This is a genomic window from Streptomyces sp. NPDC002793 (assembly GCF_040295485.1).
Taxonomy (GTDB): domain Bacteria; phylum Actinomycetota; class Actinomycetes; order Streptomycetales; family Streptomycetaceae; genus Streptomyces.
In genome coordinates this window covers 45,649-59,688 of the sequence record NZ_JBEOVL010000013.1, presented here as the reverse complement: position 1 = coordinate 59,688, position 14,040 = coordinate 45,649, and the positions used below count along the sequence as shown (strand labels likewise).

Here is a 14,040-nt window from a genome sequence, read left to right as displayed (position 1 = left end):
GGCCTCACTCCTTGGTACGGACTGCTCAGCCGCCGATGACGACACGGCGGACACCGGCCCAGTTGGCCGGGTCCGTCGTACGACGGCCGTCGACCAGGACGCGGACGTCCGGCAGGTCGGCGGCGGCCAGCTCGCGGTACTCCGCGTGGTCGGCCTGGAGGATCGCGGCGGTGACCGTCTGGGCCTCGTGCGGCACGAGGCCGTGCGCGGTCAGCTCTTCGGGGGTGTACATGGGGTCCGAGACGAACGGCACCGCGCCGCGCGCCTTCAGCGCCTCGACGACGCCGAAGACACCGGAGAACGCGGTCTCCTTGACGCCACCGCGGTAGGCGGCGCCCAGCACGAGGACCCCGACGCCGTCCAAGTCGCCGTAGGCGGCGGCCAGCAGGTCGACGGCGTACTCGGGCATCGCGGCGTTGGCCTCGCGGGCCGAGCGCACGACGGTGGCCTCCGGGTCGTTCCACAGGTACATCCGCGGGTAGATCGGGATGCAGTGGCCGCCCACGGCGATGCCCGGCTGGTGGATGTGGCTGTAGGGCTGGCTGTTGCAGGCCTCGATGACCTTCTTGACGTCGATGTCGTTCTTGTCGGCGAACCGGGCGAACTGGTTGGCCAGACCGATGTTGACGTCGCGGTAGGTGGTCTCGGCGAGCTTGGCGAGCTCGGAGGCCTCCGCCGTGCCGAGGTCCCAGACGCCGTTCGGGCGCGGCAGGTCCTCACGGTCGTCGAAGTCGAGCACGGCCTCGTAGAACTCCACACCGCGCTGCGAGGACGCCTCGTCGATGCCGCCCACGAGCTTGGGGTAGCGGCGCAGGTCGGCGAAGACACGGCCGGTCAGCACGCGCTCCGGGGAGAAGACGAGGTGGAAGTCCACACCGGGGGTCAGGCCGGAGCCCTCGGCGAGCATGGGCGCCCAGCGGGTGCGGGTGGTGCCGACGGGCAGTGTGGTCTCGTAGCTGACGAGGGTGCCCGGCTTGAGGCCCGCGGCGATCGCCTTCGTCGCGGAGTCCATCCAGCCGAAGTCCGGGGTGCCCTCGGCGTCCACGAACAGCGGGACGACGACCACGACGGCGTCGGACGCGGCGACTGCGGCCGTGGTGTCCGTCGTCGCGGAGAGCAGCCCCGCGCCCACGGTCTCCTTGAGCTTGACGTCCAGGTCGTGCTCGCCGGGGAACGGCTCGGTGGCCGCGTTGACCAGTTCGACGACCTTCTCGTTGACGTCCGCGCCCACGACCGTGTGGCCCTTGGCGGCGAACTGCACGGCGAGCGGAAGGCCGATCTTGCCGAGCGCGACTACACAGATGTTCATCGGGTTACTTTCCTCTTCAGCCTGGACAGCATGTGGCGCAGCCGCTTGCCCGCACCGGGTTTGATCTCCCACAGGGGCGCCGTCGTGATCACGAGACGGCCCTTGGGGTTCTGGTTCGCCGACACCCTGTACGGGACGGCCTGTCGCCAGCGGCGCGCCAGGGGCAGCGGCTTGCCGTCGGTCCTCACCGGGATCTCGTACGTCGAGCCGGCCACGTCCACGTACACACGCAGACCCAGCTTCGACTTCACCGCGCGTACGGGAATCCGGGCGCGTACGGTCGTCGCCCGGCCGTCATCGGTGACCTCGCGACTGAACTCTCCTTCAGGGGAGCCCATTTCCTGGTCGGCCGGAAGCCGGCGCGCGCCGGGCTTGTCCGCGCTCTTGGGCATGGCCCCCTTGGCCAGGCGCACGGTCAGGGAGCCGGTGTCGCCGAGGACGCCGGTCCGGGCCGTCAGCACGAGAAACAGTTCGTCGCCGGCCTGGTCCCATTCGGCGGCGACGAGCTCCGTTCCTTGGGCCAGTCGCCCGGGGACCGCTTCGCCGACCAGTTCGTACACCCGGTCGGGAAGCCCGACGGCACCGTCACGGAAGCCGGGGTACATCGCGAAGGCCCGGCCGTCCTCGAGGTGGAAGGGCGGCGCCCCGTGCTCCGCCTCTTCGGTGAGTGCGCGGACCAGCTCGTCCACCGCACCCGCCTGCGCGAGGCAGATCCGCACCCGCCGCTTGACGTCCAGGGAGTCCCTGAGCCCGTCGGTGAGGTACTCGTCCGCGAGGGCGGCGAGGCCCTCGCAGACCTCCTGCCGGGTAGCGGTGTCCAGCGCGAGGAAGTCGTCCTGGACCAGTTTGGCGAGCTCCCAGGTGAAGTGCCTCTTGAAGAGCGCGTCACGGTCGGGCCCCGCCGGCACCAACGCGGCGGCGTGCTTCATGATCGCGGCCGTGCAGCGCAGCCGGGCCAGGTGATTGGCCCGGTACGTGATGTTGCTGGCGTCGCCGCGCTTCACCGCGTAGTAGAAGGTGTAATCCGAGAGGACGGAGATCTTCCGGGCCCGGACACACGCCTCGATGGTGAACGGCTGATCGCTGCCGACGGGCAGGTCCTCCGGGAAACGCAGCCCGTGCTTCTCGACCAGCTCGCGGCGGAAGAGCTTGGTGTTCGCCAGCGTGAAGGGCAGGCTGGAGTGGAAGAGGCTGATGTCGGGGTCGTTCTTCGTGTACAGCTTCTGATGGACGTACCGGCCGTTGGTTCCGACCATCCTGCCGATGACCACGTCGGAGCCGTGCTCGTCCGCGTAGCCGACCATGCGCTCGAGCGCTTCCTCGCCGAGGTAGTCGTCGGACCCTATGAAGTAGACGTACCGGCCGGTGGCGATCTCCAGCGCCCTGTTGCTGGGCGCGGCGGGGCCACCGGAGTTGGCCTGATGAATGACCTTGACCGTACCGGGGTAGCGCTCGGCGAAACGGTCGAGCTCGGCACTGCTCTCGTCCGTGGACCCATCGTCGACCGCGACCACCTCGAGCCGCTGGCGGCCGATGCTCTGCCCGACGAGGGAGTTCAGACATTCCGTCAGGTAGGGCATCGTGTTGTAAACAGCGACAACCACACTGACATCAGGAGCCGTCGTCATCGTCTGTTGTCCGCCTTCTCGCGGTCCGGGAGCAGATTGGAGTAGAGCGCGTCGAGTACTTCCGCCTGCGCTTCCCACGTCCACGTGTCCAACAGCCCGGGCTTGTCGTACGCGGCGCGGTAGCGCTCCGGTTCCGCGAGCACCTGTTTGATGGCCCGGACCAGGTCGGAAACGTCCTCGGCCTTACAGACCTCGCCCTGCCCGGTGGAACGGGTCACCTCGGACATGGTCTTCACATCGCTCACGACCAGCGGCAGCCTGGCGTGCGAATACTCGAAGAACTTGGTGATCAGAGCGATCTCGTGGTTCGGCCAATGGTGGATCGGGATGCAACCGGCGTTCGCCGCGGACAGGAATCGAACGACCTGCCAGTGCGGTACGTAAGGCACGGCATGCAGCCGGTCCCCTGCCCCCAGCTCCTCAGCCCGTGCCAGCAGGCCCTTTATGTAGGCCGCAGCCGGATTCGGCACCACGAACGCCATGTGTACACCGTCGAGCCGCGGCAGCGCTTCCACCATGTCCCCCAGGCCGCGCTGCGGTCCGGGCGAGCCGCTGTAGACCACCAGCGGGACATCCGGTCCGATGCCACACAGCTCGCGAAGGTCCGGGACCACGTCGTCCTCGCCCCCGGCCTGCCTGTCGACCGGCCTGTCGGGCGCGTTGAGTACGACCGTGGGCTGCGTGGCCAGAGAATGGCGCTCGCGCAGCAGGTCGCCGAGACCTTCGGACACGGTCACCACCGCGTCGGCGAACGGGGCGTACTCGCTCTCGTGAGCCGTGTTCCCGGGGATCCAGTGCGCGTTGTCCTCCCACGGACGGACTCCGGGCAGAAACTCGTGAGCGTCCCAGACCAGCTTCACCTGTCGGCCCGCGGCCCTGGCGCGGACCGCGGCACGAGCCCCGACACCCAGCATCCGGAAGTCGTTGGCATGGATCAGATCGGGCTTGAGCGCATCGATCTCCTTGCCATAGGTCAGCTCGTAGTCCCACAAGGCAGGTTCGAGCCTGCGCCAGGCCCTCTTGCCCTTGGCGGCCTTCCAGGTCGCGGTGAAGACCCGGTCCATCGGGCCCTGGAGCCTGCGGCCGGCCTTCTGGGCCTCGGTGGACTGCCTGGACCGCAGTTCGATCCAACGCTGCATTATCTTCGAGGCCGGACCGGCCATCGTGAGACGCATCCGCTCAGCCCTGCGGAAAGCCGGCGTACCGACCGCCTGCGGCACGACCTGGAGTGCGGCACGTCGTGTCGCGACGTCGGCGCGCCAGGCCTTGGCCCACTGCCGTCGGTACGCCCCGAGCGGGCCGGGCGGGTACGCAAGAGGACGCCGTAGCAGCGAACGGTGTCGTTCGGCGTGCCGCTTCGCCAGCGGTGTCTTCAGCGGCAGCAGCCGCACCTCCGCATCGCCGAGCTTCCATCTACGGCCACTGCCCGAGCGCACCAGCCCGAGCAACGTCACGTCCCAGCCCGCCGCGGCCATGGATTCGGCGGCCTTCTGGACTCGCGAATCACCTTCGACCTTGTTGTCTACGAGCATGACGACCCGGCCCCTGTGGGGCTGCTCGATGCCGGATTCCTGCGTCTCCATGAACAACCTTTCCCCCGGACGCGTCACTTGAGGAATCCGCTCAATACCTGCGCGGTCCAGCGTCCGTCGTGGTACGTATGCGCGAATTCCACCGAAGCGCGGCCGATGGCTGCGGCGCCTGCACGATCGCTGATCAAGGAATCCAGGGCCTCGCGCAGAGTGGCGGGCGTAGCGCTGACGATGGGCAGTTCGCCGTTCGTCGTGGCTCTTACCGCATCACTGATGTAGCCGATCACCGGCTTGCCCGCGGCCATCGCTTCGACCGCGAAAGTGCCGTAACTGCCGGTGGTGAACTGGTCCAGGACCAGGTCGCTCTCCTGGACCAGTGCCCGCATCTCGGCCCAGGGGATGTCCTCGACGAGCCTGAAGTCGATCACACCACTGTCATGCAGTTCGGTGAGGACGGGCATGATCCGGTCCGTCCCCTTGGTCCAGCGCTTGGATGGAGCGTGCAGCACGATGGGCCGCTTGCGCTCCATCACCGGGCCCTCGCAGGCCCACGAGGCGACGTCCACGACCAAGGGTGCCCATTTCGCTGCCGGCAGGTCGTCCAGCAGGTCGGGCGTCGTGACGAAGAGCGGCAGACCGGATTCATCAGCGATGCGCCGGTTGATCTCGGCCTTGGTACTCAGCTTCTCGGCAACTCCGTCAGGAGCGTCCCGGAACAGGGAGTACTCATGGCGTTCCAGGTGCCGCCCCGGGTGCCGGATGTCACTCCCGTGCGACAGGAGCGCCACCTTGATGCGTGCCTTGCTCAGCGCGGCCAGGTCGCCGGCGATGGTGTCCCCGTTGAGTCGGCCGAAGACCGGCATGAAGGCATCGACGATCATGTGGGTGTAGCGGCCGACGATCCTTTTGACCTGCTGCACCTGGATGTCGAGCTCACCGAGCCGTGCGGCGTCCACGTAGACGTCTGCCGGGTAGTCGAACGTTTCCACACGCTGATTCATGACGACTTCGACCGACACGTCCGGGTTGACCTGCGACAGCGCCTGCGCGAAAGCGGCTCCCTGGCCCGCGTAATTGGCCGGCCCGATACCCAGCTTGACCCGGGTGGACCCGAGCGGAGTCCAGACGGGCACTCCGGACTTTCCGCTGCTCGAACCGATGCGCGCGATCCAGGGGGTCTCCTGAACCGTCCACGGCACCACGTCGACCGGAACCGGCGGCGTCTTCTTCGACAGGGTGCGGTACAGCTCCAGCAGCCCGGCGCTCTGCTGTTCCCAGGAAAGCTCCTTGAGCACATCCTCGGTGATGGCCTCCGCGAGTTCGGTACGACGCTTCAACGCCAGAGCCGCCGCCACCGCGAAGGTGCGCGGGTCGTCCCAGGTGAAGACTTCGCCGAGCCCCTTCTCCTCCACATACGCCTTGATCACCCGCACATCGCTGGTGACCAACGGGAGGCCCGCTTGAAGGTACTCGGACACCTTCGTGGGCAGGGAGACCTCGCAGTTGGGCACCCGCTTGAAGGGGGTCAGGCCGATGTCCGCCGACGACAGGTAGTCGGCGACCTCATGCTGCGCGACATACGGCACCAGGTGAATACGGTCGCGTACGCCGAGCGTCTGGGCCGTCTCCAGCAACTGCTGCAGAAGGGGCGTCACCCGACTGCAGACCAGGGCCAGATGGACACCAGGCAGCTCAGGAAGGCCGTCGATGACGGCGTCCACGCCACGTTCGGGACCGAGCCATCCCGAATACACCATGAGCGGGACGTCGGGTCCGAGCCCGCAGACCTCGCGGACGGTTGACCGCACGGACCCAGCACCGATCACCTCGCGCACGGGCGAGTTCCCCACCACCAGTGGGAGCTCGGACAGCTTGTGGTCGTCCTTGAGCAGCTCGGCCAGCTGCGGGGACACGGTGACCACCGCATCGGCCCGCCCGATGTACTCGGCCTCGGCTGCGGGAAGGGCGTACGCCTGCCGCGGATTGGGCCACTCCACGCCACGGATGTACTCGTGGGCGTCGTAGAGCCAGGCGCACCTGTGACCACTCGCCCGGAGCCGTGCGGCGCTGCGGGCAGCCGTCACGATCATGGTGGCGTCGTTGGCGTGAATGACATCCGGCTTGAGCTCTTCGATCACCGGGCCGAACGCCAGATCGAGGTCTACCAGCTGAGGCCAGTCCAGCCTCCAGTCGCGAACGGGCTCCGGATCCTTCGGCACCCGGCGCTGTTCCCATTTGAAGGCACGCACCCGCAGTTTGTAGATAGCTCGGCGCGCCCTCAGTACTGCTTTCAACGAAGCCCGCCGGGGTGCGCCCGACCAGGTCGTCTCGGCCGACGTCTGACGCACCCACGCACGGTAGGAGGCACGGTAGTGGCTGAGTGCCGTCTGGTCCTGGATGCGGAACTGGGTCAGCGCACCGCGCAGCGGATGAGATCTGCGAGCTTTGACCGAGCGCACGTACTCCGTCGCCACGGGGACGCGAACCACCTCGATCGGCCCCATCCTGGACCGCTGCACGCGCTTGGTCTCACTCCTGCCGATCAGTGTCACGTCCCAGCCGTCACGGGCTGCGGCCACTGCCGTCTTCTGGACCCGCGAGTCGCCTGTGATGCCATTGGCGACGATCACCGCGAGCCGCGGTCGGCGGGCAGGGGATTTCATACTGCAATTCCTCCGGTGGAAGACGAACGAGCCGTCACCTGAACCGCACTCGTCCGGAGCACGCCGCAGGCCTGACGGTGAAGCACTGAGTCAGCTGCCAGGATTTCAGCTCGCCGCATGTTCGGTGTCCAGACGGACCGTGGTACCGCTCACGGCGGACTCGAGAACCGCCGCCGCCACCTCGACGGTACGCAGCCCCTGCCGCAATGTGCAGATGTCGGCCGACTCGCCCAGCACCGCGTCCCGGAAGAGCTCGTGCTCGACCAGCAGCGGCTCGCGCTTCGGGATCGCGTAGCGGATCATGTCGCCCTCGGAGACACCGCGGAACGCGCGCAGCGCCTCCCATTCGGTGGTCACCGCGGCGTTCGAGTGGAACGTGAGGTCGGCGGTGAGGGTGTCGGCGATGTAGCAGCCGCGCTCACCGGTGACCGACGTGAAGCGCTCCTTGAGCGGGCTCAGCCAGTTGACCAGGTGGTTGACCATGGTGCCGTCGGAGAGCTGGCCCACCGCGGAGACCATGTCCTCGTGCGGCCGGCCGGACTTCGAGACTGTGTGGGCCGCGATCGAGGTGTACGTCTGACCCGTCACCCAGCCCGTCAGGTCGATGTCGTGCGTGGCCAGGTCCTTGACCACGCCGACGTCCGCGATGCGGTGGGGGAAGGGCCCCTGACGTCGGGTGACGACCTGGAAGACGTCGCCGAGCTCGCCTGCCTCCAGACGGCTGCGCAGGGAGCGCAGGGCCGGGTTGCAGCGCTCGATGTGTCCGACGCCGGCCACGAGGCCACGTGACTCGAACGCCTCGACGAGGCGTCGGGCCCCCTCGACGGTGTCGGCCAACGGCTTCTCGATCAGGGCGCAGACGCCCGCGTCGGCCAGCTGGAGGCCGACCTCTTCGTGCAGGGCGGTGGGGCAGGCCACGACCGCGTAGTCGATGCCGAGCGCGATGAGCTCTTCGACGGTCGCCAGGACGGGTGCGCCCTGCGCCCAGCCGTTCTTGTCGCCCATCGGGTCGACGACACCGACCAGCTCGACGCCTTCGAGTCCGGCGAGGACCCGGGCGTGGTGGCGTCCCATGGAACCGAGGCCGACGAGGCCGGCCTTCAGTGCGGCGGCGGTCACAGGCTCTCCCCGAGTGCGTTCACTGCGTTGGCGATGCGTTCGAGGTCACCCTCGCCGAGCGACGGGTGCACCGGGAGCGAGACGACCTCGGCGGCGGCCCGCTCGGTCTCCGGCAGGTCCCAGCTGCGGCCGGCCTTCTGGTCCGGCTCCCAGTAGGGCTTCAGCCGGTGGATCGGGGTCGGGTAGTAGACGGCGTTGCCGATGCCCGCCTCGGTGAGCTTGGCCATCACGGCCTCGCGGTCACCCTGCACCCGGATCGTGTACTGGTGGTAGACGTGGCGGGCGCCCTCGGCTACCGGCGGCGTCGTCACGTTCGGGGCGGTGATGTGCGCGTCGAGGTACGCGGCGTTGGCGCGGCGCTGCTCGGTCCATCCGCCGACCTTGGTGAGCTGGACGCGACCGATGGCGGCGGCTACGTCGGTCATGCGCATGTTGGCGCCGACGATCTCGTTGGCGTACCGCTGCTCCATGCCCTGGTTGCGCAGGAGGCGCAGGGTGCGGGCGAGTTCGGCGTCGGCCGTGGTGACCATGCCGCCCTCGAGCGCGTGCATGTTCTTCGTCGGGTAGAAGCTGAACGTTCCTCCTTCGCCGAACGCGCCGACGGGAGTGCCGTTCAGGGCCGCGGCGTGCGCCTGGCAGGCGTCCTCGACCACGGCGAGTTTGTGCTTCCGCGCGATGGGCATGAGCTTGTCCATGGACGCCGGGTGGCCGTAGAGGTGCACCGGCATGATGGCGGCGGTACGCGGCGTGACCGCTGCCTCGACGGCGGCCGGGGCGAGGCCGTAGTTGCCGGGCTCGATGTCGGCGAAGACCACGTCCGCGCCGACCAGGCGGACGGCGTTGGCGGAGGCCGCGAAGGAGAAGGAGGGGACGATCACCTCGTCGCCCGGGCCGATACCGAGGGCGAGCAGGAGCATGTGCAGCGCGGAGGTACCGGAGTTGACGGCGACGCAGTGACGGCCGTCGACCAGCTCGGAGAAGCCCTCCTCGAAGGCCGCGACCTCGGGGCCCTGTACGACACGGCCGCTACGCAGCACGCGTACCGCTGCCTCGATCTCTTCTTCACCGATGACCGGGCGGGCAGCAGGAATCGGCTGCTCGTTGATGCTCGTCATGGACGTCCTCCTTGAACACCGCAAGAGCTCTTCACAGGCAGAGGTCCGGGGTGCGGGACGTCTCACGAGGCCGCGCATAACCCCACCGGCAGATTGCCGACGCCCTGCCGAGGAAACAGGACCCGGCCGGTCCTGAACCGGGTCGGTCACCGACCGTAGTTCCCTTGCGGGAACTTGACAGGCAGCGACCGCCGTCACATTATCAGGGATTTCTCAGCCCATTTCAGGCCCGTTAACCGGCTCAGGCATCAGTTTTGAAACAAAGCACGTGTCCCGCCCCGAAGGCTTCGGAGCGGGACACGGATCGATGAACAACCGGTTACGAAATGCTCAGTCGGCGGTCGGCCCGGCATCGACGGAAGAAGCCGAAGCCGTCACGGAAGGCGACGACTGCTCGGCGGCGACGGTCTTCTTCGTCGCTGCCTTCTTCGTCGTCGTCTTCTTCGCGGCGGTCTTCTTCGCCACCGTCTTGGCGGCCGTCTTCTTTGTGGCCGTCTTCTTCGCCGTCGCCTTCTTCGCGGTCTTCCGCGCCGCTGTCTTCTTTACCGGAGTTTCCGATTCCGATTCTTCCGTGCCGGTGGCATCGGGCGTGTCGGAGTCGGCGGCAGTGACCACGACGGCCGCTGCCTCCTCGGTGCCGGCCGGTGATCCCGCCGGGGCGGTCGCCTTCCGGGTCGCCCTGCGGCGGGCACGCGGCGGGGCTGCCGGAGCGGACTCCTCCTCGGCCGCCGGAGCCTCGGGTGCCGCAGGCTCCTCCGAGGGGACGGGCGCCGGGGCCGCGGGGGCCTCGACGACCGGGTCCTCGACCGCGACGGGCTCCGCCGCGGGCTCGGTCGGCTGGACCGGCGGCGTCACGTCGGCCTGCTTGGGCGAGCCCGCCGGGGCGGTCGCCTTCCGGGTCGCCCTGCGCCGCGTACGGGCCGGAAGCGCGGCCTCGGGGGTCGCGGCCTCAGGGGCCGCGGCCTCCGCCTCGGGGGCTGCGGGCGCCACCGGGGTCTCGGCCACGGGCTCGGGCTGCGGCTCCGCCTCGGCCGCCGGAGCGGCCTCGGCCACAGAGACAGGGGCACCGGCCGGAGCCGTCACCTTACGGGTGGCACGTCGCCGGCCACGGCCGCGCGACGCCGCCGCCTCGGCCTCGGCCGGGCTGCTGTACAGCTCCTCGTCCGCGACGAACTCCGGCTCGGGCAGCGCCACCGGGGCGGCGACCTCGGCGGCCACCTCGGCCTCGGTCTCGGTCTCGGCCTCGGCCGACTGCTCGGCGTGCTCGTGCTCCTGGCCGTGCTCGTGCTCGTGTCCGGCGCCGCCGCGGCCGCGCTTCTTGGACCGCTTGCCACCGCCGCCACCGACGGCCGTGGGCTGCTCCATGTGGACGATCACACCGCGCCCGTTGCAGTGGACGCAGGTCTCGGAGAAGGACTCCAGCAGACCCTGGCCCACCCGCTTGCGCGTCATCTGGACCAGTCCCAGCGACGTGACCTCGGCGACCTGGTGCTTCGTGCGGTCACGGCCCAGGCACTCCAGCAGGCGCCGCAGCACCAGGTCCCGGTTGGACTCCAGCACCATGTCGATGAAGTCGACGACGACGATGCCACCGAGGTCGCGCAGCCGCAGCTGGCGCACGATCTCCTCGGCCGCCTCCAGGTTGTTCTTGGTGACGGTCTCCTCGAGGTTCCCGCCCTGCCCGGTGAACTTGCCGGTATTGACGTCGACGACGACCATCGCCTCGGTCTTGTCGATCACCAGCGAACCGCCGCTCGGCAGGTAGACCTTGCGGTCCAGCGCCTTCATCAGCTGCTCGTCGATGCGGTACGTCGCGAAGACGTCGACCTCGGAGGTCCAGCGCGACAGCCGGTCCGTCAGGTCCGGTGCCACGTGCGAGACATAGCCGTGGATGGTCTCCCAGGCGTCGTCACCGCTGACGATCACCTTCGAGAAGTCCTCGTTGAAGATGTCCCGGACGACCCGGACGGTCATGTCCGGCTCGCCGTAGAGCAGCGTCGGCGCGTTGGAGCTGCTGGTGTTCTTCGACTTCTTCTGGATCTCTTCCCACTGGCCCTGCAGCCGCTCGACGTCACGGCGCAGCTCGTCCTCGCTCGCGCCCTCGGCGGCGGTGCGCACGATGACGCCCGCGTCCTCGGGAACGATCTTCTTGAGGATGCTCTTGAGCCGGGCGCGCTCGGTGTCGGGCAGCTTGCGGCTGATGCCGGTCATCGAGCCCTCGGGCACGTAGACCAGGTACCGGCCGGGCAGCGAGACCTGGCTGGTCAGACGGGCACCCTTGTGGCCGATCGGGTCCTTCGTCACCTGGACGAGGACGGACTGGCCGGACTTGAGCGCGGTCTCGATGCGGCGCGGCCCGTGGGCCATGCCGAGCGCCTCGAAGTTGACCTCGCCGGCGTACAGGACGGCGTTGCGGCCCTTGCCGATGTCGACGAAGGCGGCCTCCATGGACGGCAGTACGTTCTGCACCTTGCCCAGGTAGACGTTGCCGACGTAGCTGGTGGCCTGCTCCTTGTTGACGTAGTGCTCGACGAGCACGTTGTCCTCGAGGACGCCGATCTGGGTGCGCTCGCCGCTCTGGCGGACGACCATGACGCGCTCGACGGCCTCGCGGCGGGCCAGGAACTCCGCCTCGGTGATGATCGGCACACGGCGGCGGCCCTGCTCACGCCCCTCGCGGCGGCGCTGCTTCTTGGCCTCCATACGGGTCGAGCCCTTGATGGACTGGACCTCGTCGAAGCCGGTTCCGAGCTCGCGCTCGGCTGCTTCCTTGCGCCGCTCACGCGGCTCGCGGACCTTGACGACCGTGCGCTCCGGGTCGTCCGCGCCCGTGACCGTCTCCTCACCCGAGGGCTCCCCGCTGCGGCGGCGACGACGACGGCGCCGACGGCTGCTGCTGGATCCGGCGGAGGACTCGTGGTCCTCGTCGTCCTCGTCGTCCTGGGCCTGCCGCTCGTCCTCGGCGCGGTCCGCGGACGTGTCGTCCTGCTGCTCGGCATCGTCCGTGTCATTGGCCTCGCCACGACGGCGACGGCGGCCACCACGGCGACGGCGGCGCGAGGGACGGTCCCCGTACTCATCCGTCTCGTCGCCCTCGTGCTCGGCGTCGGCCTCGTGCTCAGCCTCGTGGTCGTCCTCGACGGAGGCGGAGCCGGAGACGGCGGTTGCCGGAGCTGCGGCCGGCTGCTCGGCCGGAAGCGTCACCGGGGTCGAGGCCGGCTCGGTCTCGACGGCCTCGCCACGACGGCGGCGGCGACGGCGCGAACCGCCCTGAGGCGCGGCCTCGGCGGTTTCGGCGGGCGCGGCCGCCTCAGCGGTCTGCCTGGCCTCGGCCTTGCGCGTGGCGCGGTCCGCACGGACCGCGCGCTCCGCAGGCTGCTGCTCCTCGTAGTCGTCGTCCTCGTCGTACTCCGAGGAGGCACCCGCGGCGGCCGCGGCGACAGCAGCGGTCTCCGGGGTCTGGAACATGGGCTCGGCGAAGACCGGGGCCTGGAACACGGCAACGGCGGGGCGCGTCGCGCGACGGCCCTTGCGGGTCGGCTCCTCGGTCTTGGTGGTGAACTCGGGGCGGCCCGCGGCCGAGGTGGCACGGCGGCGCTGACGGCCGCGCGGTGCGGCCTCCTCGACCTGCTCGGTCTCGGTCGCCAGTTCCTCCGCCACTGCGGCGGGCAGGCTCTCGCCCTTCTCGGCGGCCGCCTCGGCGACCTCCTCGACGGGCTGCGGGGAGCCTGCGGGAGCGCTCGCCTTACGGGAGGCGCGACGGCGGGGGCGCGACGTGGGAGCGGCCTCGGCGGCGGGCTCCTCGGTGATCTCCTCGGCCGGGGCGGGCTCGGCGGAGACGGGCTCGGCGACGATCCCAGCCGGGACCTCCGTGCTCTGCGCGGCCTGCGGCGTGCCGGCCGGAGCCGACGCACGCCTGCGGGCACGGCCTCGCGGCGCGGCGGCGGGCTCGGTCTGCTCCACGGGGGCGGCGGGCTCAGGGGCCTTCACCGGCTCCGCCACGACGGTGTCCTGTGCGACGGCCTCGGCCGGCTGCGGGGCACCCGCGGGAGCGGTGGCCTTACGGGTGGCGCGGCGACGGCCACGGGGTGCCTCGACGACGGGGGCCTCGGCCTCCTCCTCGGCGGGGGCGGCCTCCACGACGGGCTCCACGACCTCGGCGGCCTGCGGCGCACCGGCCGGAGCCGTCGCCTTACGGACCGCACGACGACGGGCACGCACCGGCGGCGCGGCCTCGACCTCGGGCTCGGCCTCTTCCTCGGCCTCCTCCTCGGCGGGGGCGGCCTCCACGACCGGTTCCACGACCTCGGCGGCCTGCGGCGCACCGGCCGGAGCCGTCGCCTTACGGACCGCACGACGACGGGCACGCACCGGCGGCGCGGCCTCGACCTCGGGCTCGGTCTCTTCCTCGGCGGCGGCCGGTACGGCCGGGGTGGTGTCCTCGGCGGGGACGGCCGCACTCGGCGCGCCCGGCGGTCCTGCGGGGCGGGATGCCGCGCGGCGCCTGCGGCGCGGGGGGAGCTTGTCCCCGGGGGCGGTGTTGTCGTCCGTGTTTGCGGGGGTTCCGGTGTTACCGGATTCGTTCGGCTCGTGCATGCGGGCGGTTCTCCCGTCGCGCTCCCGGGCGCCACGCCTGATTCCGGTCCGACGCGATTCGCGCGATGTGCGCGATAC

General features: G+C 69.9%; 7 protein-coding genes. All 7 read right to left on the bottom strand.

What is annotated here, in order from left to right:
• Positions 1 to 25: 25 nt before the first annotated feature.
• The gene (locus ABT001_RS15165) at positions 26 to 1,309 is read right to left on the bottom strand and encodes a nucleotide sugar dehydrogenase (RefSeq protein WP_351276906.1); all 1,284 of its coding nucleotides are present in this window, start codon (positions 1,307 to 1,309) and stop codon (positions 26 to 28) included.
• Positions 1,306 to 2,937, bottom strand: coding sequence for a glycosyltransferase family 2 protein (locus ABT001_RS15160; RefSeq protein WP_351276904.1), 1,632 nt, complete (start codon positions 2,935 to 2,937; stop codon positions 1,306 to 1,308). Before ABT001_RS15160 ends, ABT001_RS15165 begins: the two co-directional genes overlap by 4 nt.
• Positions 2,934 to 4,520, bottom strand: a complete 1,587-nt coding sequence (locus ABT001_RS15155) for a glycosyltransferase family 4 protein (RefSeq protein ID WP_351276902.1) — start codon at positions 4,518 to 4,520, stop codon at positions 2,934 to 2,936. Before ABT001_RS15155 ends, ABT001_RS15160 begins: the two co-directional genes overlap by 4 nt.
• 23 nt (positions 4,521 to 4,543) lie before the next feature.
• A complete protein-coding gene (locus tag ABT001_RS15150) occupies positions 4,544 to 7,132 on the bottom strand; it encodes a glycosyltransferase family 4 protein (protein WP_351276899.1) in 2,589 nt (862 codons plus the stop codon).
• 105 nt (positions 7,133 to 7,237) lie between these two features.
• Positions 7,238 to 8,251: a Gfo/Idh/MocA family protein gene (locus tag ABT001_RS15145; RefSeq protein ID WP_351276896.1), complete on the bottom strand. Its 1,014-nt coding sequence runs from the start codon at positions 8,249 to 8,251 to the stop codon at positions 7,238 to 7,240.
• Positions 8,248 to 9,366, bottom strand: a complete 1,119-nt coding sequence (locus ABT001_RS15140) for a DegT/DnrJ/EryC1/StrS family aminotransferase (protein WP_351276894.1) — start codon at positions 9,364 to 9,366, stop codon at positions 8,248 to 8,250. The genes ABT001_RS15145 and ABT001_RS15140 overlap by 4 nt, the downstream gene beginning before the upstream one ends.
• A gap of 330 nt (positions 9,367 to 9,696) precedes the next feature.
• Positions 9,697 to 13,962: an Rne/Rng family ribonuclease gene (locus tag ABT001_RS15135; RefSeq protein ID WP_351276891.1), complete on the bottom strand. Its 4,266-nt coding sequence runs from the start codon at positions 13,960 to 13,962 to the stop codon at positions 9,697 to 9,699.
• Positions 13,963 to 14,040 lie beyond the last annotated feature (78 nt).

What these genes read in the sequence shown, in the direction of transcription:
- ABT001_RS15150 (WP_351276899.1), bottom strand. Translation starts at nt 7,132, where the DNA reads ATGAAATCCCCTGCCCGCCGACCGCGGCTCGCGGTGATCGTCGCCAAT.
- ABT001_RS15165 (WP_351276906.1), bottom strand. Translation starts at nt 1,309, where the DNA reads ATGAACATCTGTGTAGTCGCGCTCGGCAAGATCGGCCTTCCGCTCGCC.
- ABT001_RS15135 (WP_351276891.1), bottom strand. Translation starts at nt 13,962, where the DNA reads ATGCACGAGCCGAACGAATCCGGTAACACCGGAACCCCCGCAAACACG.
- ABT001_RS15155 (WP_351276902.1), bottom strand. Translation starts at nt 4,520, where the DNA reads ATGGAGACGCAGGAATCCGGCATCGAGCAGCCCCACAGGGGCCGGGTC.
- ABT001_RS15140 (WP_351276894.1), bottom strand. Translation starts at nt 9,366, where the DNA reads ATGACGAGCATCAACGAGCAGCCGATTCCTGCTGCCCGCCCGGTCATC.
- ABT001_RS15160 (WP_351276904.1), bottom strand. Translation starts at nt 2,937, where the DNA reads ATGACGACGGCTCCTGATGTCAGTGTGGTTGTCGCTGTTTACAACACG.